This window comes from Bacillus sp. Y3, from assembly GCF_008123875.1.
Lineage (GTDB): Bacteria > Bacillota > Bacilli > Bacillales > Bacillaceae > Bacillus > Bacillus altitudinis.
This window is the reverse complement of the sequence record NZ_VSSC01000005.1, coordinates 106,895-129,638: the sequence shown is the minus strand read 5'-3', so window position 1 is coordinate 129,638 and position 22,744 is coordinate 106,895. Positions and strand designations below refer to the sequence as shown.

Genomic DNA, 22,744 nt, shown 5'->3' with positions numbered 1-22,744 from the left:
CCCTTTCTTCCTCTCTAATGAATAAGTGTAACGCTTAATGACCGCGTGTGTCCATTTTATGAGCTGGTAATATGTCCTGCAGCTGATATAAAACTTGTCGAAAAGAATCATCATTCACATGGTGCCTCATTTGACGGAATGGATCGCCTTTTTCCTTTAGACGTTTCATAACAGCCGGCATCGTAAATAAAGAAGGATGACATTCTTCGCTATTTAATTCTTCCCATTCAATCGGTGTTGCAACAAGTCCAAGCTCGTTTCCTCTCGGGGAATACGGGGCGATGATTGTTTTTCCAGCATCATGTTGAAGGTAGTCTAAATATAAACGGTTGCCGCGGTTTTTCTTTAGACGCTCTAGCGTAAACAGCTCGGGTGCTTGTTCGCATAAAAATTGGCAGATGAACGCAGTGAATTGTCTAGTTTGTTCGTATGTGAAGGCATTTTTCTTCAATGGGATATAAACTTGTAGCCCTTTCCCACCACTTGTTTTAATAAATGCGGTGAGAAAGAGTCCATCTAAAATGACCTTGATTCGTTTGGCTGCTTCTATTGCTAGGTGAAACTCTTTAACAGAAGGCGGATCTAAATCAAATACAATTTCTACAGGCCGATCTGTATCTCTCGTTTCAAAAGGAATATGAAATTCCATCGCCAGCTGGTTACCAAGCCAAAGCAACGTATTAGGATCATTACAGATTGTGTAAGACATATCGTGCGCTTGATCTGTCTCAACAAAATCAGGCGCATAATCGGGCGTTGCCTTTTGATAAAAAGATTCTCCACCAGTGCCATGAGGAAAGCGTATTAACGTAAGACGTCTTCCACGTAAAAAGGGTAATAAATAGGGAGCGGCTTGCCTCAAATAAAGTAAGTAATCTGCCTTTGTGATATGAAGGGCAGGTACAACCGGTTTCTCGGGGTGGGTGACGTCAATCATAGCTGGGAGCGGATAAAGCTGTTTGAGCATGTGTTGAAAGGTACACGTTGCTGGATCTGCATCAAATAAAAACGAAGAAAACCGGGGCTCTCGTAAGGCTGATCCATCAAAAGAGATACAGGCAATCTTTGCGACAATGGATGGTGGGATTTCATAATGTGATGCTACAGTCATTTGACCTTTGGTTACAAATAAGGTACGCAGGGTTTGTTCTTCTTCTTTAGAAAAACCATGCTTAAATTGGACAACCTCTATGAGATTCGTTTCTTGATAAAGACATCCTTGAAAATAGCCATTGTCTTTATCAAAACGAGTCACGATGACAGATACATACCGCCAATTTTTGATTTTGAGCCATTCTTTCGATCGGGTATGTTCCTGCCATTTACTCATCTTCTTTTTAGCAACTAATCCTTCCGCTAAATATGTCAGCATGATTTTTTTCATGTCATCAGGGCTGCTATCGGTTTGGATGATTTGAAGAAGAGAGGGGTGATTCAGCTGAACGGAGGGAGGAAGATTTGCTGCTTGGAACACCTCATGCAGCTCAGCTTTTCTTTCAATCAGCGGTAAATCAACGAGGGATTTCCCTTTGCATCTCAATAGATCAAATGCAATCAAATGACATGGAAACCGCTTAGCCTGGCGTTGAATGGTTTCTGTGTTTTTCAGGCGGCCTCTTTGCTGAACCTTTGTAAAGTCGCTTTCTTGTTCACTCAGTAAAAAGACCAATTCTCCATCTAGGGTCAGCGGTAAAAAAGGTGCAAGCTGCTTTGTTAGTTGCTGGCACTGATCAATGACTTCAGGAAATTGTTTGTTTAATCGTTTTCCCGCTCTGCTCTCTAAATGGATGGCGTCTTTTTCCCATATAAGAATGGCCCTGAAGCCATCATATTTTAATTCATACAGCCAGTCTGCTCCAGCAGGAATATCATGTGCAGACGTTAAACGCATCGGTTTCATTATGTTTTTCACTTCCTTACATCATGTGTTCTTATGGTGGGATGAAATTTTCATAAACATACATAACTCTGATGAAAACATTACATAGTAAGGAGAAAAGAACGGAGGCGTTACGATGCATACAGTATGGAAGGGCGGCATTAGCTTCGGACTGGTGAATATTCCAGTCAAGCTGTTTACCGCTACAGAAAACAAAGATATTAAATTAAGACAGCTTCATAAAGAATGCCATACGCCGATTAACTACAAAAAGGTTTGTGCTAACTGCGGCGAGGAGGTAGCGCCAGAGCAAATTGTAAAAGCGTACGAGTATGCCAAAAATAAATTCATTGAATTGGATGAGGAAGAACTCGAAAGGCTGAGAAAAGAAAATGAAGAAAAAGCCGTCGAAATCATTGATTTTGTGAAGATAGAAGAAATCGACCCCATCTATTATGAAAGAAGTTATTTTCTATCTCCAGATACCGGCGGAGCAAAGGCTTATTCATTATTAAGAAAAGCGTTGCAAGAATCAGGGAAAATCGGTGTAGCCAAGATCATGATTCGCTCAAAGGAGCAATTAGCGATTGTTAGGTGCTACGAACATATTTTACTAATGGAAACCATTCATTTCCCTGACGAAATTAGGCAAGTATCAGACGTCCCGAATATCCCGCAAGAGGAAAACATCGTGAAGAAAGAGTTAGACACAGCGCTCCTTTTAATTGAGCAGCTGACCACCACATTCGATCCAGCCGCATATCGGGATGAATACAGAGAGCAGCTGATGAATGTAATTGGAGACAAAATCTCTGGAGAACATACCGTTCAGCCAGAAACGACAGGTAAAAAAGAGGCTTCATCCAATGTCACCGATTTAATGGCCGCTTTGCAGGCTTCTATCGATCGATCAAAACCGGCAAAAACGAAAAAAGCAGCACCTAAGAAAAGAAAAGCACCCGCTAAAAAAGAAAAGAATGCATAAAGAAAAGACCGCTCGCTAAAGGGCGGTCTTATTTTGGCTTCACCACATCCTGAATCGTCCCGTCTGTTCGGTGGATGACAACTGCTGTTCCTTTTTTAGATGAAATCTCTTTCGCGCGGTCGATGGCTTCCTGTTTCGTTTCTTTTACCTCACTTGCACGCTTCGCTTTTTCAGTTTGAACCGCCCAGCCTTCATCATGTTTCACGACATGCTGCGCATGATCCATGAGCTCAGGTCGTGCAGAGCTGCTTTTCTTAGAAGGAGTCACAGAACCATGAGAGTGAAAGTCCTCCATTTCTTTTTCCGTCGCATTCTTTTTCCACTCTTTCGCTTGATTGATCGCAATTGGAATCGCTCTACCTTCTTCATAGCCTTCCTGCACCATTTTGTTGGCAATCTCAAGTGCTTTTTTTCGAATGACTTTGTCTAGTGATTGGAATGAAGCTGGATAATCTTCCATTGTCCAAGGCATATTGAACGCTCCTTTCTTTTATTTGAACACCTTCCCCCATATGCAATGGATCAAACATTTAACCATCTCAATCCAATGGCTTGGTTGAAATACATCGTTTTGCTGAGGAAGAATGTTTTCAATTCCTGCACAATAGAAGATAGTAAAGGAGTGATTGAAATGATGATGAAAGGCTTGTATGAAGCACATTTACCTGTGAGTGATTTGAAGGCATCCATTTCTTTTTTTGAAAAATTGGAATTAACACTTGCTCATGAAAATGAACGAGTGGCCTTTTTATGGATTGAGAAAGGAAAGAGCTGGCTTGGCTTATGGAAGGTTGATATATCCACTATTCCATATCATCCAGCGACTCGACATGTCGCCTTCCAAATAGAAACATCCAGCATTGAGCAGATCAAAGAATGGCTAAGAGAAAAAGGGATCAGCATTCATCCGATGTTTGGTTTTTCGGAAGAGCAGCAGCCTTTAGTTCTTGATAATCCGCCACAATTTCATGCCGCGATTTACTTTCTTGACCCAGATGGCAATTTGCTTGAATGCATTGCACCGCTTGAAATCGATGCAGGAGAACATCATGAGATGATGACATTTGAAGATTGGGAAAGAAAGAAACATCCGTTTATTGATTGACAAAACCGCTTATTGTAACTATATTGATTACAACGGTGGTGAAGGAATGTGAAACAAATTAGCAGCAGATATACCATTGCTGTTCATATCTTGTCTTTTATTGCGGGTGTTTCAAAAGAGTGCACAGGGGATTTTATTGCAGAAAGTGTTAATTCAAATCCAGTCATTATCAGAAAAATGATGGCTATGCTCAAAAAGGCGGATCTCATTGAGATTCGCCGAGGAGTTGGCGGTGCTTCTTTAAAAAGGCCGGCAGAGGACATTACTCTACTAGATGTGTACCGGGCTGTGGATGTAAGCGAAGATGAAGAGTTATTTAACTTTCATCAACCAGTCATTGCATGTCCAATTGGTCAAGCCATGGATACGAGACTGCGGCAAGAACTTAAAGAAGCACAGTCCGCACTTGAGCATCACCTTAAACAAGTGACAATTAAGCAATTATTAATCGAGGCGGAGTAGAAAAAGCTCATACATAGAGCTTTTTTTACCCCTTCGTTGTAACCATTTCGATTATAACGAATGATCTGATGCAAGAAACCAGCTGCTTCATACATGAAACATCACCGTTGAACGAAAAATGAGGAGGTCAAATCAATGACATTATTAGTGACAGGTGCAACAGGACAACTTGGATCGCTCGTCGTCAAACATTTGCTCGCAAAAGTACCAGCTGAACAATTGGCGGTCAGTGTTCGAGATCCGCAAAAAGCAGTTCATCTAAAGGAAGCTGGGGTGGATGTGCGCAAGGGAGACTTCACACAGCCGGATACACTTCAATCAGCGTTTCAAGGGATTGATCGCCTTTTGATCATTTCGTCTGGGGATGGAGACCGCGTGAAGCAGCATATCAATGCCATCCAAGCAGCGAAAGCAGCGAATGTGTCATTTATTGCTTATACAAGTGTTGTCAATGCAAGAGAAAGTCAGCTTAACCTAGCACATGACCATGCAAAAACAGAAGAAGCGATTTTGGCCTCTGGCATACCTCATGTTTTTCTAAGAAACAATTGGTATGTGGAAAATGAAAAAGATACGATTCTGGCATCAGTCAACGGAGCGCCGTTTATCAGCCCAATTGGTGAAGGTAAAGTCGGCTGGGCAACAAGAAATGACTATGCAGAAGCAGCAGCAAATGCGTTAACACTGCCGGCACATGATCAGGAAATCTATGAATTGTCAGGACCGCTTCGCACACACACTGAACTTGCACAAATGGTCAGCAAAGTGAGCGGGAAAGAAATCAAAGTAGAGCACATGGATGTAGATACATTTGGAGAATTTTTAGCGTCAAATGGTGTACCGAAAGAAGCTGTTCCATTTGTCAAAGCGATGCAAAGCGGAATCCGCGATGGGGCATTAGCAGTCGAAAGCCATGATTTCGAAAAACTATTAGGCCGCTCTTTAACACCTATTGAAGATAGAATACGAGAAATGATGTCAAACTAAACATGTCAAAACGCCCTGTAAAAGGGCGTTTTTTTCATGTATCTACACAAGCATGATGTCCAAATTTTAGACAAATCCGTTCGTTGAAATTTCAGAAATTTGGGATTAAAATGAAATGAAGGTCCATTATTCAGTCATCAGATGACCGGACATAAATCAAGGTGCAGCAAAAGAAAGGAAGTTCGCCGATGAGAGTCAGTTTATTTGTCACCTGTTTAATTGACACTATGCAGCCACATGTAGGAAAGGCGACTGTTGAGGTGTTAGAGCGGCTTGGTGTTGAAGTGGAATTCCCTGAAGCACAAGTGTGCTGCGGGCAGCCCGCCTTTAACAGCGGCTATACAAAAGAAACTATCAAAGCGGCCAAAAATATGATGAAAGCCTTTGAATCAGCTGAATATGTCGTCACACCATCAGGTTCTTGTAAGGCCATGTTTTTAGAATATCCGCACCTTTTTAAAGAAGACCGAGCGTGGTTCGCCCGTGCTCAGGCACTTGCTGCGAAAACATATGAATTAACGGAATTTATTGTTGATATATTACATGTAACAGATGTAGGTGCGAGTTTGAAAGGAAAAGCCACCTATCATACCTCCTGCCATATGACGAGACTGCTTAGAATTAAGGAAGCGCCTTTCACACTGTTGTCAAATGTCAAAGATTTGGTGATGGAACCATTGCCTCGCGCTGAAAATTGCTGCGGATTTGGAGGAACTTTTTCAATCAAAATGACACCCATTTCTGAGCAGATGGTCGATGAAAAAGTACAAAGCATAGAGGAGGCAGGTGCTGAATATATCATCGGTGCTGACTGTGGCTGTCTGCTCAATATCGGAGGAAGGCTGAATCGTCTTCATAAGCCAGTTAAAGTGATGCATATCGCAGAAGTGTTGAATAGCCGCTGAAGCTAAGAGGGGGAACGGCACATGAGTATGAAAATTGGAGAGAAGGCTTTTAAAGAGCGGATCGGCGAAGGATTAGAAGACGCTGTGATGAGAGGAGCTGTTTCCTCTGCACAAGAGCGTCTGTATAAAAGACGGATGACTGCAAGTGAAGAGCTTGGAAACTGGGAAAAGTGGCGTGAACTTGGAGAGGACATCAGGCAGCATACACTGGCTCATCTTGATGACTATTTATATCAATTAAGTGAGAGCGTGAGTAGACGTGGAGGTCATGTGTTTTTTGCAAAAACAAAGGAAGAGGCATCGGCGTACATTCAAGATGTAGCACAAAAAAAAGCAGCAAAAAAGATCGTGAAATCAAAATCAATGGTCACAGAAGAAATTGAAATGAATCAAGCGCTAGAAGAGATTGGCTGCGAGGTAGTTGAAAGCGATCTTGGAGAATATATTCTTCAAGTTGATGACCATGAACCACCTTCACATATCGTGGCACCAGCCCTTCATATGACGAAAGAACAAATAAGGGAAGTTTTTCACGAAAAGCTTGAATATGATATGTCAGAGACTCCTGAAGAAATGACCAAATTTGTAAGAGCTTTGTTACGAGAAAAATTTCTTGAAGCAGATATTGGTGTGACGGGCTGTAACTTTGCTGTGGCTGACACAGGATCGATTTGTCTTGTGACGAATGAAGGGAATGCGGATCTTGTCACGTCCATTCCAAAGACACATATCGCAGTCATGGGGATGGAGCGGCTTGTACCAACGATGGAGGAGCTCGATGTCCTTGTCGGTCTATTGTGCAGAAGCGCAGTCGGTCAAAAGTTAACAAGCTATATCTCTGTCGTGGGACCAAAAGGAGAAGGAGAGGTCGATGGACCAGAAGAGTTTCATTTGGTCATTGTGGATAACGGACGGTCAAATATATTAGGGACAGAATTTCAGCCAGTTTTGCAATGTATTCGGTGTGCAGCCTGTATCAATGTGTGCCCCGTTTATCGGCATGTTGGTGGTCATTCGTACGGATCAATTTACCCGGGTCCGATTGGTGCTGTTCTTTCGCCGCTACTTGGAGGATATGACGACTACCAAGAGCTTCCTTTCGCCTCAAGTTTGTGCGCAGCCTGTACAGATGCTTGTCCAGTGAAAATTCCACTTCACGAATTATTAATCAAACATCGACAAGTCATCGTTGAAAAAGAGGGGAGAGCGCCTAAAGCGGAAATGATGGCAATGAAAATGTTCGGAATGGGCGCATCCACTCCTAGAATGTATCGATTTGGAACAAAAGCAGCCCCTGTGCTCTTGAAACGTATGGCTTCAAACGGACAGATTTCAAAAGGTGCGGGTCCTTTAAAGAATTGGACAGAAATTCGTGACCTCCCAGCGCCAAGCAAAGAAAGGTTTCGGGATTGGTTTAAAAAGAAACAAAAGGAGGAGCGGCAATGAAAGGAACCATTTCTCATCGGGATTCATTTTTAGCACATATCCAGCAACAATTAGGCAAAAGCTCCACCAAGCCTGCATCTATTCGGCGTCCGGTTTGGAAGCATCGAGTCAATTGGGAAACAAATGAAGGTCTGTCGAAAGAAGAATTGGTAGAGCAATTGAAGGTGCAATGTCAGCAAATTCATACGAGAGTGGTAGAAACAACACCAAAAGAAGCACCCTCAACGTTACGATTATTGATGAAAGAGTATGGAGAAGGTCCTGTGATGACTTCGAGCGATAGACGTTTTGCACAATATGAATGTCATCCTATGTTTCAAGCCTTGCAGAAAGAAGGAATCTCAGTCACTAGCTGGAATGCAGATACATCAAGAGAAGAAAATATAAGGCAGGCAGAACAAGCGAAATATGCAGTGGTATTCAGCGATTACACACTTGCAGAATCCGGAACCGTTGTTCTTTCCTCCCATCAAGGTCAAGGGAGAGCACTTCATTTTTTACCGATGATGTATATCGTATGTATTGAAAAAAGCACAATTGTCCCGCGGATGATTCATGCTGTTTCAGCTCTTCATCGCCTAGTAGAAGAAGGAGAGCAGACGAAAGGCGCCATTCATTTTATATCAGGTCCAAGTAATTCTGCCGATATTGAAATGAATTTAGTGGTTGGTGTTCATGGGCCGGTGCGGGCTGTTTATGTATTAATAGATGATGAATAAGGGCTTTCGTGAAGAAAGCTTCAGCGTATAGGCAAACCCTCGCATTCGGTGTCAGTCCTGTGCTTCGGTGCTCACGAATGTTAAATTCGCTCCGCGCCGATGCTCGTCCTTCCTAGGGCTGCAAAGGTTTTCTATCACGCTGAAAAGAAAACAAAGGGCTAAAATAAAGTTCATTTTAGCCCTTTGTCAACAATCTGGGGCTTTCGTGAACAAAGCCTTTTTTATGTAAACATTCTTAAAATTCATCTTGCCTCTAGGCGAATAGTCATAGTAAGATGACGTCATACAAGATGAGAAGCTCATCTACTGCTGATGTAAAGGAAGCTGCTAATGGAAATGAAGACAAATGCTCCAAAGAAGTCGATTGCGGTGCCGCTTGTGATCTCCATCATTGCGATTTCGTTTTCGGCCATTATTGTGAAGTGGTCAAGTGCGCCTGCTGCTATTTTAAGTATGTATCGAATGATATTTGCGGCGGTTTTGATGCTTCCGTTTATTCTGCCGCGTCAAAAAGAGTTTGTCTCGTTAAAGCGGAGAGACTGGTTTTTCTTATGTATGTCAGGTTTCTTTTTAGGGCTCCATTTTGTTTTGTGGTTCGGCTCATTGAAGCTCACCACAGTGGCGAGCTCTACAATCATCATTGCACTTCAGCCGATGGTGTCATTATTAGGCGGATTTCTCATTTTTCGTGAACGAACAACGAAGTCAGCCATTTTCACAATGTGTGCGGCGATTGTTGGTGCGCTCATGATCGGATGGGGGGATATCGGACATAGCCAAGACGCCATTATAGGAGACATTTTATCCTTTTTCAGTGTAATCGCTGTTGTTTGTTATTTATTAATCGGTCAACAAGCTGTGAGAAAGATATCTCATTGGATTTATAGTTTTTGTGTATTTGGTTTTGCCGGCCTTTTTTTAATTTTATTTAACCTTATACAGCAAACGCCTTTTGTAGGCTATTCGGGTAAAGAATGGGGGATTTTCTTACTGCTCGCCATTATCCCTACCATGTCCCATGTCATTAACAACTGGCTGTTAACCTATGTGAATGCGACAACTATTTCAATGAGTATTCTAGGAGAACCTGTTGGGGCAACGATACTCGCTGTTTTACTGCTTGGAGAGAAAGTCACGCTGCTGCAAATGTTCGGTGGTCTTCTTGTCCTTTTAGGTGTCTTTTTCTTTTTGATGCAGCAGCGACAAGGGATCGTGATGAAAACAAAAAAATCCGGTTAACTCCCGGATTTTTTTACTCTTTTAAATGATTTTTTTCAATTACTTTGTTTAATCTAGCCTCGACTTTCTTCAATTCCACTTGTTTTCTTCTTATCATTCGAATCGCGATGACAACGATGGTCACGATCAATGCAATGAATAGAAGAGAAAATACTTGAAATACGATATCCCCAATGTTGAATGCAGTATTCGCTTCATTAGGCATGTGTAACCCTCCTTATATCTATATATTACCATAATCAATAAAAGATTGAGATTTATCCATAATTTATCTATAATAGGTAAAATATCACTCATTAAAGGAGAACCATTATGAGAACTTTAGTCCTTTTACGAGGTCTCCCAGGTGCAGGTAAATCAACTTGGATCAAAGAACAAGGCTTAGAACCATATACATTATCAGCGGATCAGATCCGTCTGTTAACCCAGCCTCCGCAGTTATCAGTCAATGGGAAACCGGAAATTTCAAGCAAACATGATCATAAAGTCTGGTCTTTATTATTTGAACTCCTCACAGCCCGAATGGAACGAGGAGACTTTACTGTCATTGATGCAACACATGTCACAAGTAAGTCCATTTCGCAGTATAAATCATTAGCTACTTCATACCGCTATAGAGTGTATGTCGTCGATTTTACGCAAGTGCCTCTTGAAACAGCCCTGCTGCAAAATCGCGGTCGAGAGCCGCACAAAGTAGTGAAGGAATCTGTGTTATATCAAATGAATGAACGGTTAAAGACAGAGAAGGTGCCTTCATGGGTAACCGTTTTGACGCCTGAGGAATATCCAGTCATTATGACGTATCAGCCCAGGTCTTTTGATCAGTATGAAGCCATTCACGTCTTCGGTGATATTCACGGCTGTTACACAGCTCTAAATACTTATTTGCAAGGAGACTTGAAAGAAAACGAGCTTTATATCTTTGCAGGTGATTTGCTTGATAGAGGAATAGAAAACAAGGAAGTTTTAGAATGGATGCTGGCACATAGAGAATGCCGCAATGTGATCGTCATTGAAGGAAATCATGATCAGCATCTTTACAAATATGCACATGAAGAAAAAGTGAGAAGTAATATGTTTAACCGTCATACTGCGCCTGAAATTGCGGAAGCAGGTTTTGACCTAAAAGAATTAAGGAAGTTTGTCAGAACATTTCATCAGCTCACCTATTTTACGTATCATGGTCAGACATTTCTTGTCACCCATGGTGGGCTTGCCCATTTGCCAGAAGAGCTTCTGCATGTCTCAACGCAGCAGCTTATTCACGGAGTAGGTGAATATTCAGATGACATTGACCACTTATTTGTGCAAAATACTTCTGGATTAGATATCATTCAAATTCACGGTCATCGCAATTTATATAGACTGCCTATCCAAGCGGCGGAAAGATCTTATAACCTCGAAGGTCAGGTTGAATTTGGTGGACAGTTGCGTGTGTTAAAAATTACAGCAGGCGGGATTGAGACACATGAAATTGACAATCCTGTCTACAGAGCTTCTGAAAACAAGCAACCGGTCTTTGTTCAGCCCAATGTGACGCTGGGTGATTTTTTAGCCCATTTAGATCAGCATGAATATGTACAAGAATTAAAGCTGCCACACGATATTTCATCTTTTAATTTCACCAAAAAAGCATTTAGTGAAAGACAATGGGATGAAATAAATGTCAAAGCAAGAGGGTTGTTTATCAATATGACTTCAAAGCAGATTGTGTCTAGAAGTTATAATAAGTTCTTTAATATTGATGAACGTCCTGAAACAAGAATGCAGCATTTAGTGAATCATCTTCAATTTCCTGTGACGGTCTATGATAAAGCAAATGGATACTTAGGCACGGTTGGGTTTAACGACATAAAAGATGAGCTGGTGTTTACGTCCAAATCGTATACGTCACATGTGAAGCAAAATCAGCATGCTGCTTGGGTCGAAGAGCTATTTTATGCGACCTTTGACGATGTGCAGGTCGATTACATCAAATCATACGTACGCGACAACCATGTATCCCTTGTATTTGAAGTCATTTTGCCAGAGAAAGACCCGCATATTATCACATATGATCATGATCAACTCATTTTACTTGATATCGTGAAGCGTCAGCTGAGCTATGAAAAAGAACCATTTGCTGAAGTGAAAAGGCTCAGTGAACAGCTTGGCATGCGGTGCAAACAGCAAGTGGCAGTGTTTCATGATTGGACCTCTTTCTATAAATGGTATCAATCTGTATCACATGATGACACAATCAAAGAAGAAGGTTATGTCATTGAGGATAACAGCGGCTTTATGACCAAGTTAAAGCTTCCTTATTATCAATTTTGGAAGCAAATGCGATCCATTAAACAGCGTGTTGCAGATAAGCGCTCCACCCAAAAATATATGCAGGCTTTGCAAACAGCAGAGCAAGCAAGATTTTATACATGGCTACTCGAGCAAGATCCAGTAAACGTGAGAAACAGCTCAATCATTGAGCTGCGTTCACAATTTGAGCAAACAGAAGCGGCCCATTTGAATAATGACGGAATAAATGCATAGTCTAACAAAGAGTCTTTTCTAAAGAAAAGGCTTTTTTTCATGAAATCGAAAGGTGGAAGCTGAAATGCCAGATCACATTGAAGTCATTCTTCGAACCATATTTGCTTTTGCTATTTTATTCGGCGGTGCCCGTCTTCTTGGAAAGCAAACCATTGCACAAATGAATATTTTTGATTTCATTGCGGCGATCAGTCTAGGTTCAATTGCGGCGAACTTGGCGTTTAATACTACGCTTCCGCTTCATCACACAACCATTTCTTTTGTGACACTTGTGATCATTATTTATGTGATTTCTTTACTTGCTTTAAGAAGCCGGAAGGTGAGAGGTTTTATGGCCGGTAAACCAACGCTTGTGATTCAAAATGGCAAAATCCTTGAAGAGAATATGAAAGGAATGAGGTATACACTTGATTATTTAAATCAACAGCTCAGAGAAAAGAATGTGTTTGACATTAGTGAAGTTGAATTTGCAATGATTGAAACAGATGGGCATATGTCAGTGAAAAAATACCCTTCATTTGATTATGTCACGCGAAAAGATCTTAACCTGTGGATGCAGGCAGAGCGTTACATGCCCATTGAAGTCATTATGGACGGAAAGCTCATTTTGAAAAACCTTCATGAAAACCAATTAACGGAGCAGTGGATCTATGAAGAAATTCAAAAAAGGCAGCTGTCTTTAAAAGACATTGTTTATGCGGTTCGTTCAAGTAATGGCAGTTTATATATTGATACATATGACGATCACATCCATTCTCCAATTGACCAAGAATGAACATATAGTTCAGACGACACCCGCGCGTCACAGAACTGCCAATATTTATAAGTCGTTTGGATGTCATCTATCTAGGTATCATTTCTCAATTATTATTATTTTCAGAAAATGTAGTGACGGAGAAAAATAAGTATGTTTAAGTATAAATAGAAGAATTTAAAATATTAATATAATATACATCAAGCGGAATGAACATTCATTCCTGATAAAACGAAAGGAGAGGATGAAATGCCCGCAGCAACTACTGATAAACAGGAGCAGATTATGAAGGCTTCTCTGGACTTATTTATTGAACGGGGTTTTGACGGTACAACGATGCCGATGATTTCGAAAAGAGCCAATGTTGGAGCAGGAACCATTTATCGTTATTTTGATAGTAAAGAAGCTCTTGTGAACATTTTATACCAGCGAAGTCTGACTGCATTTATCGACAAGGTGAATACAAACAGTCCAGACCCTAAAGCAAGCATTAGGGCTTATTTCAAACATGTCTTTTATTGCTTAGTGCTCTTTACAAAAGAGAATCCAAGTGGTCTGTACTTCTTAGAAATTGACAAACGCTCACACTATTTAGATGAGACAAGTAAAGAGAAGATGCAGCAGCTATTAAATGAGCTATTTCATATTTTTGAAGAAGGCAAAAAGGATGGAATTCATCCAAATCTTTCAGGGAGAACGATTTTATCCATTGTTTTTGGAGCGTTCGTTCAGCTTCATAAACAGATTCTAGCAGAGGAAATTGAGCCAACGATTGAATTTTTAGAAGATATTGAGCAATGCTTATGGCGTGCCATTAGCGTTGCATCATAAAGAAATAAAGGGAGTGGGCACATGCAACAAACATCAATCATTCCAAAACCGAAAACATATGGACCTTTTAAAAATATCCCTCATATCAAAAAGGGAGAGCTTTCTCAAAGCTTTTGGCGGCTGGCAGATGAATTGGGGCCGATCTTTCAGTTTGAATTTTCAAAAGCAACAAGTATTTTTGTTTCCAGCCATGAACTTGCCAAAGAAGTATTTGATGAGAGGCGTTTTGATAAATTCATTGGAAGCAGTCTCAATAAAGTGAGAACTTTTTCAGGGGATGGGTTATTCACAAGTTGGACAGAAGAGCCGAACTGGAGAAAGGCTCATCACATCTTGATGCCGGCGTTTAGCCAGCAGGCCATGAAGGGGTATCATGAGATGATGCTCGATATTGCCACACAGCTTGTACAAAAATGGCAAAGAACGGGCCGTGATGAAGAAATTGAAGTAGCAGAGGATATGACAAAGCTCACTTTAGATACGATCGGGCTATGTGGTTTTGATTTTCGATTTAACAGCTTTTATAAAGAAAATCAGCATCCATTTATTGAAAGCATGCTGAATGGTTTAAATGAAGCGATGGATCAAGCAAGCAGATTGCCGGTCGCAGATAAATTAATGATCAAAAGAAGAAAAGAATTTGAACAAGATGTTGATTTTATGAAGCAATTAGTAGATGACATCATTCAAGAACGGAAAAAACAAGATAAAACGGGCAATGATTTACTGTCTCTCATGCTACATGCAAAGGATCCTGAAACAGGTGAACGCCTGTCAGATGAAAATATTCGTTATCAAATCATTACCTTCTTAATAGCGGGTCATGAAACAACAAGTGGATTGTTGTCATTTGCGATTTATTTTTTACTGAAAAATCCAGACAAATTAAAAAAAGCCGTACAAGAAGCAGACGACGTGCTACAAGGCGGCCTGCCGACATTTAAGCAGGTTCAAAAACTAAGTTATACGCGTATGGTCTTAAATGAAGCACTTCGCCTCTGGCCGACGGCGCCTACGTTCTCTCTTTATGCGAAAGAGGATACAGTCATTGGAGGAAAATATCCGATCAAAAAAAATCAAAGTGTCAATGTGCTGCTTCCTAAATTACATCGGGATCAAGCGGTTTGGGGGGAGGATGCAGAAGAATTCAAGCCTGAACGTTTTATGCATCCTGAAAAGATTCCACAGCATGCCTATAAACCATTCGGAAATGGCCAGCGTGCATGTATTGGGATGCAATTTGCCCTTCATGAAGCCACGATGGTTCTGGCGATGGTTCTGCACAACCTTGAACTGATTGACCATACGTCGTATGAACTGGATTTAAAAGAATCCCTGACGATTAAGCCGAATGATTTTAAAATCAAAGTACGGCCAAGAAAGCAGCAATTCTTTATGGCGCCTCCGAAAGAAGAACCAACAAAAAGCACGGCATCTGCTGAAGCAAAAATAGCGAGTCATGGAACACCGCTATTGGTCTTGTACGGATCAAATCTGGGCACAGCAAAGCAGATGGCAAACGAATTTGCTGAAGACGGAAAAGCAAAAGGGTTTGACGTGACAACGGCACCGCTTGATGATTATACTCGAAAGTTACCAGAGTCAGGCGCAGTTTTAATTGTAACGGCTTCATACAATGGTCATCCGCCTGACCATGCGAAACAGTTTGTGGATTGGGTGACGCAGGATGAGGAGCAGGATCTATCAAACGTGACATTTGCAGTCTTTGGGTGCGGGGATCGAAATTGGGCGAGCACGTATCAGCGTATTCCTCGTCTGATTGATGAAGCACTTGAAAGAAAAGGAGCAAAGCGTGTAACGGATATTGGTGAAGGCGATGCGGGCGATGATATGGATGAAGATAAAGAAACATTCCAGAAGACAGTCTTCGATGAGCTTGCAAAAGAATTCAATTTAACCTTGCAGGAGAAACGCCAAGAAAAGCCAAACCTATCCATTGTATATACGAATGAGCTAGTGGAACGTCCTGTAGCTAAAACATACGGTGCCTTTTCAGCTGTTGTATTGAAAAATCAAGAATTACAATCTGAAAAAAGTACCCGCCAAACAAGGCATATCGAACTTCAATTACCTGAAGGCAAGCATTATAAAGAAGGAGATCATATCGGAATCGTGCCAAAAAATAGTGCAACACTCGTTCAGCGAGTGACCGATCGTTTTAAGCTGGATCCCAAGCAGCACATGATACTCTCTTCGGAAAAAGAAGCAAGTCATTTACCATTAAATCAGCCAATTCAAGTCGAAGAATTGTTGGGGTCACATGTAGAGTTGCAAGAGCCTGTGACACGTACTCAGCTAAGAGATCTTGCAAAATATACGGTATGCCCACCTCATCGTATTGAACTTGAACAAATGGCGGGAGAAATTTATCAAGAAGCTGTATTAAAGAAGCGTGTGACCATGCTGGATTTACTAGAACAATACGAAGCATGTGAACTGCCATTTGATCATTTCTTAGCCCTTTTACCAGGATTGAAGCCTCGTTATTACTCGATCTCCAGTTCGCCAAAGGTGGATGAAAAGAGGCTTAGTATCACAGTAGCTGTTGTGAAAGGAAAATCATGGAGCGGACGCGGTGAATACGCAGGCGTCGCATCAAACTATTTATGCGGACTGCAAGAAGGAGATGAAGTGGCCTGCTTCCTCCATGAAGCTCAAGCAGGGTTCGAATTGCCGCCTTCTCCTGAAATACCAATGATCATGATTGGACCAGGAACAGGTATCGCCCCGTTTAGAGGGTTCATTCAGGCAAGGGAAGCATGGCAAAATGAAGGGAAGTCGTTAGGTGAAGCCCATCTTTATTTTGGCTGCCGCCACCCGCATGAAGATGATCTGTATTATGACGAAATGCAGCTTGCACAAGAAAAAGGAGTCGTCACCATCCACCGTGCTTACTCTCGCTACGAGGAGCAAAAAGTGTATGTCCAGCACTTCATTAAAAATGATGGAGCCAAGCTCATTGAATTGCTCGACAAAGGCGCCTACCTGTATATTTGCGGGGATGGAAAGGTCATGGCACCAGATGTCGAGGCAACACTTATTGAACTGTATCAGACTGAGAAACAGTGTGCGAAAGAAACAGCTGAACAATGGCTGACATCTCTAGCCAATGACAACAGATATGTAAAAGATGTATGGAGCTGATCACGCTGAAAAGAAGACAAAGGGCTAAAATAAAGTTCATTTTAGCCCTTTGTCAACAATCTGAAACCGCCAAAATGGCGGTTTTTTCTTTTTTCATAGAGAGATCGCTAGAATAAATATTTGGAAGATACGAAACACCTAATTTACAAATGAAATATTTTGTAAAAAATAAGAATATTCTCTCATTTACTCCGATATGAAACAATCGTATCATTTTTGATATAGGACATAAAGGAGGAATATGATGAAAAAGGTGAAAAAATTAATCCCTTCTCTACTCGTTTTTGGTGCTTTAAGTGTGCCTAGTTTTGCCCATGCAGCATCTGATTCAGTACTTACGTCTGATTATGACATGGTGACTTCTGACGGAAAGGTGATTTCTTCAGCTGACTTCCACAACGATATGAAAACCCCCTCATCCTTTGACAAAGTGGATGATCTCTCTTCTACTATTGGCGAAAAAGTAAAACCACTCACAAAATATCTAAAAGACTTTCAAACAAAAGTAGTCATTGGAGACGATGGTAGAACAAAAGTGACGAATACAAGAGTAGCCCCCTATAATTCTATTGCTTATATTACATTTGGTGGATCTAGCTGCACTGGAACACTCATTGCTCCAAACAAAATATTGACAAACGGACACTGCGTCTACAATACAGCCACAAGAAGCTATAGTGCAAAAGGGTCTGTCTACCCAGGCATGAATGACAGCACGGCCGTGAACGGCTCAGCAAACATGACCGAATTCTATGTACCAAGCGGATATATCAACACGGGGGCGAGTCAATATGATTTTGCCGTCATTAAAACAGATACGAACATTGGAAATACGGTCGGCTATCGCTCTATTCGTCAAGTGACAAATCTAACAGGTACAACGATTAAAATTTCTGGATATCCAGGTGATAAAATGAGATCGACTGGCAAAGTGTCACAATGGGAAATGTCAGGTCCAGTCACGAGAGAAGATACGAATCTCGCATACTATACGATCGATACATTTAGCGGAAACTCTGGCTCTGCGATGCTAGATCAGAACCAACAAATCGTCGGGGTCCATAATGCGGGTTATTCAAACGGAACGATCAACGGCGGACCAAAAGCGACTGCTGCTTTTGTTGAATTTATCAACTATGCGAAGGCGCAATAAAAAATAGGGCATTCAGCTTGTTTCCTTTACAGGGGACAGGCTTTTTTTATCGTCAAATGCAGAAAAGTTTCTTTTTTTGTTCATCACTATTTCATATTTACAAGCTATGCTGAATGAAATAAATGAAAAAGAAAGAAGAGATATGAGTGAAAAATAAAAAAATAGATATGATATTGTTGTTGATTTTACTGATCGCAGCTTTTCTCTACACTTATCAAATTTGGCAGAATGACAGTGCCAATCAATATTATTTAGCTGCAGTCAAAAGTATGTCCAAAAGCTTCCATCACTTTTTTTATGCCTCATTTGATGCAACTGGATTCGTATCAATTGATAAACCACCCGTCGTTTTATGGATTCAAACCATCAGTGCACTTATTTTTGGCTTTCATACATGGAGTGTGATATTGCCGCAGGCACTTGCTGGAGTGGGATCTGTTCTTCTTCTTTATCTCATGATAAAACCGGCTTTCGGTCAAGGTGCTGCAAGGGTGTCAGCGGCCGTTATGGCTCTCACACCAATTGCCGCAGCTGTGAGTAGAACGAACAATATAGACAGTATGCTCGTCTTCACATTACTTGCGGGTACGTATTTCTTAATGCGTGCTGTAAAAAGCGGAAAGATGCGCTGGCTTCTTATTGCCTTCGCTTTGGTAGCGGTAGGATTTAATATGAAGATGCTGCAAGCGTTTATGGTCGTTCCAGCATTTATTTTCTACTATTTCATTTCTGCTCGCGTACCGTTAAAAAAGAAAATTTTCTCTCTCTTATGCTCGATCGTCGTATTAGCCTGCTTATCTCTATCGTGGGCAGTTACTGTAGATATGACAGCTGAAAGTGAGCGCCCTTATGTGGGAAGCAGTCAAACAAATTCAGTGTTAGAACTTGCCTTTGGGTATAACGGCACGGAACGGCTGCTTGGTCAGACGACAGGGAAATCCTTTGGTGACATGAACCAGCAAGCAGGTATGGTGATGCCAGACAATTCTGGATTAGGCGATTCGTCAGAGGATCAGTCAAACAGAAATCAGCCGCCGCCATCCCAAAATCAAATGACGCCACCTCAACATGGTCCAGATGGTGGTTCTCCGCCTGGAAGTGCTGTAGGTCAACAAAGCATGAATATGTATGGCACTGGGAATCCCGGTATATTTCGTTTATTTCAATCTGCATTGTCAGGTCAAATCAGCTGGATGCTGCCGTTTGCTTTGTTTGGACTTTTAGGGATGATCATCAGCTGGTGGAAGGAGAGAAAAGCTCAATTAAATGAATGGAAACAAACGATGTTTTGGACAGCATGGCTGATTCCTGCTGCCGGATTCTTTAGTATTGCGGGTTTCTTTCACCATTACTATCTCATTATGCTTGCCCCGCCTATTGCAGCACTATGCGGCATAGGAGCTAAGAAGATGGGAGAGTTATTTAAGGCCAACAAAGGAGTATCTGCGTATTTGCTTCCAGCAGCAATCGCTGTTACAGCCATCTTCCAAGGGTATATTTTGAGTAACTATACGACTCAAATCAGTAGTATTTGGATGTATGCCATTGCTATTGCAGGGATGATTATCGCTATCCTATTGCTGATGTACAGAGAAAAACAATTGATCATGAAACGACTGCTCATCACCGCTTTGACAACGCTGTTACTGATTCCAGGTTTTTGGTCCGCCACCCCAATCATCTATGGTGGAAATGCTGTTCTTCCAGAGGCAGGTGTTCAGCTGGCTAGTTCACGAGGAGGGAACATGTTTACATCTAGTGTCAATCAAGGCTTACTCACTTATTTAAAGGCGCATCAAACAGGAGAAACGTATTTATTTGCAACGCTTACGACTGTTACCGCAGCGCCATATATTATTGATGAAGATGAGAATGTCATGGCCTTAGGCGGTTTTAATGGGACAGATCCTATTTTGACTGTCAATAAATTAAAAGCACTTATTCAACAAGGAAAGGTGAAATACTTTTTATTACCAGACAATCAGTCATCAGCTAACAGCAAATTGGTGAGCTGGATTAAATCACATGGTACAGTCATCTCATCAGAAGAATATAAACAATCCTCATCAGCTGAACAAGGGATGCCGTCCGAGATGTCTTCACAAAACGAAACATTATATAGAGTAGATGAAATATCTTAAGTAGAACAAGGCGAATGATGAAGAAATCATTCGTTTTTTCTTATGAATCTTTTGCTAGGCAGATTCAGCTTATGTTTTTCACATGTCATCACGCAGCCACTCATACATTAAAAATGACTCATTTCCTTCAAGTCAACATCATTTCATCAAAAGTATGAGGAGGTCACGAGCTTTTGAAGATGAGAAAAGGCTGGATCGCTGCTGTCGTTCTTTGTTTTGTCATTTGGATGGGTGCGTTATTAGGTGGTTTTGGAGAGGATCGTTCCGCAAAAGGGGCAGATCGTTATGATCATGTGATTCAATTTCCTAAGGAACGGTATCCTGAAACAGGCAGTCATATTCAAGAAGCTATTCGAAAAGGGCACTCAGATGTGTGTACCATTGACCGAAATGGGGCAGATGCCCGCAGGCAAGAATCATTAAAAGGAATTCCCACAAAACCTGGTTTTGACCGGGATGAATGGCCGATGGCAGTGTGTCTTGAAGGAGGAAAGGGGGCGAGCGTTCAATATGTCAGTCCATCAGATAATAGAGGCGCTGGTTCATGGGTCGGGCATCAAATCAGCGGGTATCCTGACGGGAAACGAATTTTATTTATTGTCAAATAAACATAGACAAGAGGCTCCTTGAGAGGGGCTTTTTTTGTTAACAGGAGCGTATTCGAGCTAGCAGGTACAAAAGATTCAGTGGTACAATCAATCCATCAGGTACAAAGACTGACAAGTAGAAAATGTGAAGGGACATATGCTTATGGAAAAGAACCGTGCATTATACGATTTTTTCATGCAACATGCAGAGAAACTGACTGAAACATGGTATGAATCAATTGAGGATGATGATCCAGAATCCATTTATCGTTCAACAGATTCCAGCATCATAGCAGAGCTAAAACGGCAAAATCAAGATTATTATCAGCATTTTATCCGCGCACTTATTGAAGACAAGACGTATTTACATACGAAATTTAAAAAATGGTCTGAAGACTTGGCAAGTGATCCGAAGCACTTGAACACACCATTAGATTACGTCGTGAGAGAATATATGTCCAATCAAAGAGTGGTTCTTCATTACTTAAAAGAGTTTATAAAACAGCATCAAGGTGATATTGACATTGATCGAATATTTTATTGGTATGATTTGATATCTGAGGCATTTAACATTTCAATTCATGTCTTTATTCAGCAATATGTGAAAAATACCACCAAAAAACTCGTTGCACAAAGAGACATGATTTATGAGCTGAGTTCTCCAGTCATTGTGTTAAAAAGTCATGTTGCCTTATTGCCTTTAGTTGGAGATATTGACACTGCGCGAGCAAAGATTATCTTAGAAAATACATTAAAACAGTGTTCGCAAAAAGGTGTTCAACATTTATGTATTGATTTATCAGGTGTCGTCATCATTGATACGATGGTAGCACATCAAATCTTTGATCTTGTCACGTCACTTCGATTAATTGGGGTTGATACGACCATTTCAGGGATTAGACCAGAAATTGCTCAAACGGCTGTACAGCTTGGACTTCCTTTTAATGAATTTCAAACGGCTTCATCACTTGCTCACGCTTTAGATCGTATGACTGAATTTTCATCCATATAAAAACCAGGCCTAGTGAACGGCCTGGTTTTTATTTAGATTACAGCGTCAATTTTTGTTACTTTCCAATCGTTTTGTACTTTCTCGAAAGTGACAGTACGTTTTACTTTGCGTCCATCAAGTGTTGGGACTGAGAATTCGTATGTGCGGATTGTACTTTTCTTAGAGACGAGTTTAGGTGTTGCCTTATCCCAATTAAGCATATTATCTCCGTCACCAACTGGTACAGCCATTTTTCCTTTATGAACGATGAACTGATAGTCTTTTAAACCGTGAGTAATGGCATCTTTTGTGAACACTTGAGATAGATAGCTGTTTAGTTTTTTCTTTGTATCAAATGTGTTAGACAGGTAGTTGTAAGTCATGTCTTTATAAGTAAATGATTTTAATTTGTAATCTGAATGCTCTTTAATGTTGTAGCCTGACATCGCACTCCAAAAGTGTTCTCTTGCATCAAGGGCAATATGTAACGCTTCTTTATTTGTCAAAGCGGCTGATTTTTTGGAAGCGGCCAGTGTTGTTGTTTGTAATGAGATCATAAGCATAATAGCGATTAATAAAACAAATAATTTTTTCAAGGCGATTGCCTCCTTTTCTCAATGAAAACTTCTTATGTTACAAATGTTACAATAGTTACAGAAATATTACAAGTATTAAATCTAAATGTTTTTTGTTTCTTTTCTTTCTATCTATATAACGTTTGAGGGAGACAAAAAGTTTTCATTTTTTTATTTTTTTCTTCCTCATTAGTATTTAACCGTTCTAAAGAAGAATAAAACGTCTTTTGGAAAGATTTCTATTTGTCTCTTCAACACTCTTTTTTTATGTATGACATATACTGCCGTGAT

20 protein-coding genes are annotated in these 22,744 nt (G+C 40.9%); 16 read left to right on the top strand and 4 right to left on the bottom strand.

Annotation, left to right across the window (positions count from 1 at the left end; translation table 11 throughout):
• Positions 1–34: 34 nt before the first annotated feature.
• Complete coding sequence (locus tag FXF70_RS12950; protein ID WP_148780369.1) at positions 35–1,900, bottom strand: DNA ligase D; 1,866 nt, start codon at positions 1,898–1,900, stop codon at positions 35–37.
• A 115-nt stretch (positions 1,901–2,015) separates the two neighbouring features.
• Here FXF70_RS12950 and ku point away from each other — a divergent pair, with 115 nt between their 5' ends.
• Positions 2,016–2,864, top strand: coding sequence for a non-homologous end joining protein Ku (gene ku, locus FXF70_RS12945; protein ID WP_008343945.1), 849 nt, complete (start codon positions 2,016–2,018; stop codon positions 2,862–2,864).
• Positions 2,865–2,892: 28 nt separating this feature from the next.
• Here the strand turns inward: ku and FXF70_RS12940 are convergent, their stop codons facing one another.
• Entirely contained in the window at positions 2,893–3,336 is a 444-nt protein-coding gene (locus FXF70_RS12940) for a DUF2188 domain-containing protein (RefSeq protein ID WP_007499382.1), read from the bottom strand.
• Positions 3,337–3,495: 159 nt separating this feature from the next.
• Here FXF70_RS12940 and FXF70_RS12935 point away from each other — a divergent pair, with 159 nt between their 5' ends.
• The 7 genes from FXF70_RS12935 (at position 3,496) to FXF70_RS12905 (ending at position 9,727) form a co-directional block, all read left to right on the top strand.
• Positions 3,496–3,969, top strand: coding sequence for a VOC family protein (locus FXF70_RS12935; protein ID WP_148780368.1), 474 nt, complete (start codon positions 3,496–3,498; stop codon positions 3,967–3,969).
• A 48-nt stretch (positions 3,970–4,017) separates the two neighbouring features.
• Positions 4,018–4,431 carry an Rrf2 family transcriptional regulator gene (locus tag FXF70_RS12930; protein ID WP_035700902.1) on the top strand — a complete coding sequence of 138 codons (414 nt, stop codon included), beginning with the start codon at positions 4,018–4,020 and terminating at the stop codon, positions 4,429–4,431.
• 135 nt (positions 4,432–4,566) lie between these two features.
• Positions 4,567–5,418: an SDR family oxidoreductase gene (locus FXF70_RS12925; protein WP_008343941.1), complete on the top strand. Its 852-nt coding sequence runs from the start codon at positions 4,567–4,569 to the stop codon at positions 5,416–5,418.
• A 188-nt stretch (positions 5,419–5,606) separates the two neighbouring features.
• Positions 5,607–6,323, top strand: coding sequence for a (Fe-S)-binding protein (locus FXF70_RS12920; RefSeq protein WP_007499377.1), 717 nt, complete (start codon positions 5,607–5,609; stop codon positions 6,321–6,323).
• A gap of 21 nt (positions 6,324–6,344) precedes the next feature.
• Complete coding sequence (locus FXF70_RS12915) at positions 6,345–7,769, top strand: LutB/LldF family L-lactate oxidation iron-sulfur protein (RefSeq protein ID WP_142155165.1); 1,425 nt, start codon at positions 6,345–6,347, stop codon at positions 7,767–7,769.
• Positions 7,766–8,488 carry a LutC/YkgG family protein gene (locus FXF70_RS12910; RefSeq protein ID WP_035700910.1) on the top strand — a complete coding sequence of 241 codons (723 nt, stop codon included), beginning with the start codon at positions 7,766–7,768 and terminating at the stop codon, positions 8,486–8,488. The genes FXF70_RS12915 and FXF70_RS12910 overlap by 4 nt, the downstream gene beginning before the upstream one ends.
• Before the next feature lie 330 nt (positions 8,489–8,818).
• Entirely contained in the window at positions 8,819–9,727 is a 909-nt protein-coding gene (locus FXF70_RS12905; protein WP_052320291.1) for a DMT family transporter, read from the top strand.
• A gap of 13 nt (positions 9,728–9,740) precedes the next feature.
• Here FXF70_RS12905 and FXF70_RS12900 read toward each other — a convergent pair whose 3' ends face one another.
• Positions 9,741–9,932, bottom strand: coding sequence for a hypothetical protein (locus FXF70_RS12900; RefSeq protein ID WP_035391946.1), 192 nt, complete (start codon positions 9,930–9,932; stop codon positions 9,741–9,743).
• A gap of 107 nt (positions 9,933–10,039) precedes the next feature.
• Between FXF70_RS12900 and FXF70_RS12895 the strand changes: the two genes are divergently transcribed.
• From FXF70_RS12895 to FXF70_RS12860, 8 genes are all read left to right on the top strand, one after another.
• A complete protein-coding gene (locus FXF70_RS12895) occupies positions 10,040–12,256 on the top strand; it encodes an RNA ligase (protein WP_148780367.1) in 2,217 nt (738 codons plus the stop codon).
• Between the two features lie 64 nt (positions 12,257–12,320).
• Positions 12,321–13,031, top strand: coding sequence for a DUF421 domain-containing protein (locus FXF70_RS12890; protein ID WP_017359590.1), 711 nt, complete (start codon positions 12,321–12,323; stop codon positions 13,029–13,031).
• A 228-nt stretch (positions 13,032–13,259) separates the two neighbouring features.
• Entirely contained in the window at positions 13,260–13,841 is a 582-nt protein-coding gene (locus tag FXF70_RS12885; protein WP_007499369.1) for a TetR/AcrR family transcriptional regulator, read from the top strand.
• 21 nt (positions 13,842–13,862) lie between these two features.
• Positions 13,863–17,006: a bifunctional cytochrome P450/NADPH--P450 reductase gene (locus FXF70_RS12880; protein ID WP_148780366.1), complete on the top strand. Its 3,144-nt coding sequence runs from the start codon at positions 13,863–13,865 to the stop codon at positions 17,004–17,006.
• 244 nt (positions 17,007–17,250) lie between these two features.
• Entirely contained in the window at positions 17,251–18,159 is a 909-nt protein-coding gene (locus FXF70_RS12875; RefSeq protein ID WP_008343827.1) for a trypsin-like serine peptidase, read from the top strand.
• 146 nt (positions 18,160–18,305) lie between these two features.
• Positions 18,306–20,300: a glycosyltransferase family 39 protein gene (locus FXF70_RS12870; protein WP_148780365.1), complete on the top strand. Its 1,995-nt coding sequence runs from the start codon at positions 18,306–18,308 to the stop codon at positions 20,298–20,300.
• A 227-nt stretch (positions 20,301–20,527) separates the two neighbouring features.
• Positions 20,528–20,908: a NucA/NucB deoxyribonuclease domain-containing protein gene (locus tag FXF70_RS12865; protein WP_224559893.1), complete on the top strand. Its 381-nt coding sequence runs from the start codon at positions 20,528–20,530 to the stop codon at positions 20,906–20,908.
• Positions 20,909–21,050: 142 nt separating this feature from the next.
• A complete protein-coding gene (locus FXF70_RS12860) occupies positions 21,051–21,899 on the top strand; it encodes an STAS domain-containing protein (RefSeq protein ID WP_017359585.1) in 849 nt (282 codons plus the stop codon).
• Between the two features lie 32 nt (positions 21,900–21,931).
• On the opposite strand, the gene FXF70_RS12855 is transcribed toward FXF70_RS12860, so the two are convergent.
• Positions 21,932–22,474: an IseA DL-endopeptidase inhibitor family protein gene (locus tag FXF70_RS12855; RefSeq protein WP_148780364.1), complete on the bottom strand. Its 543-nt coding sequence runs from the start codon at positions 22,472–22,474 to the stop codon at positions 21,932–21,934.
• Positions 22,475–22,744: the final 270 nt, after the last annotated feature.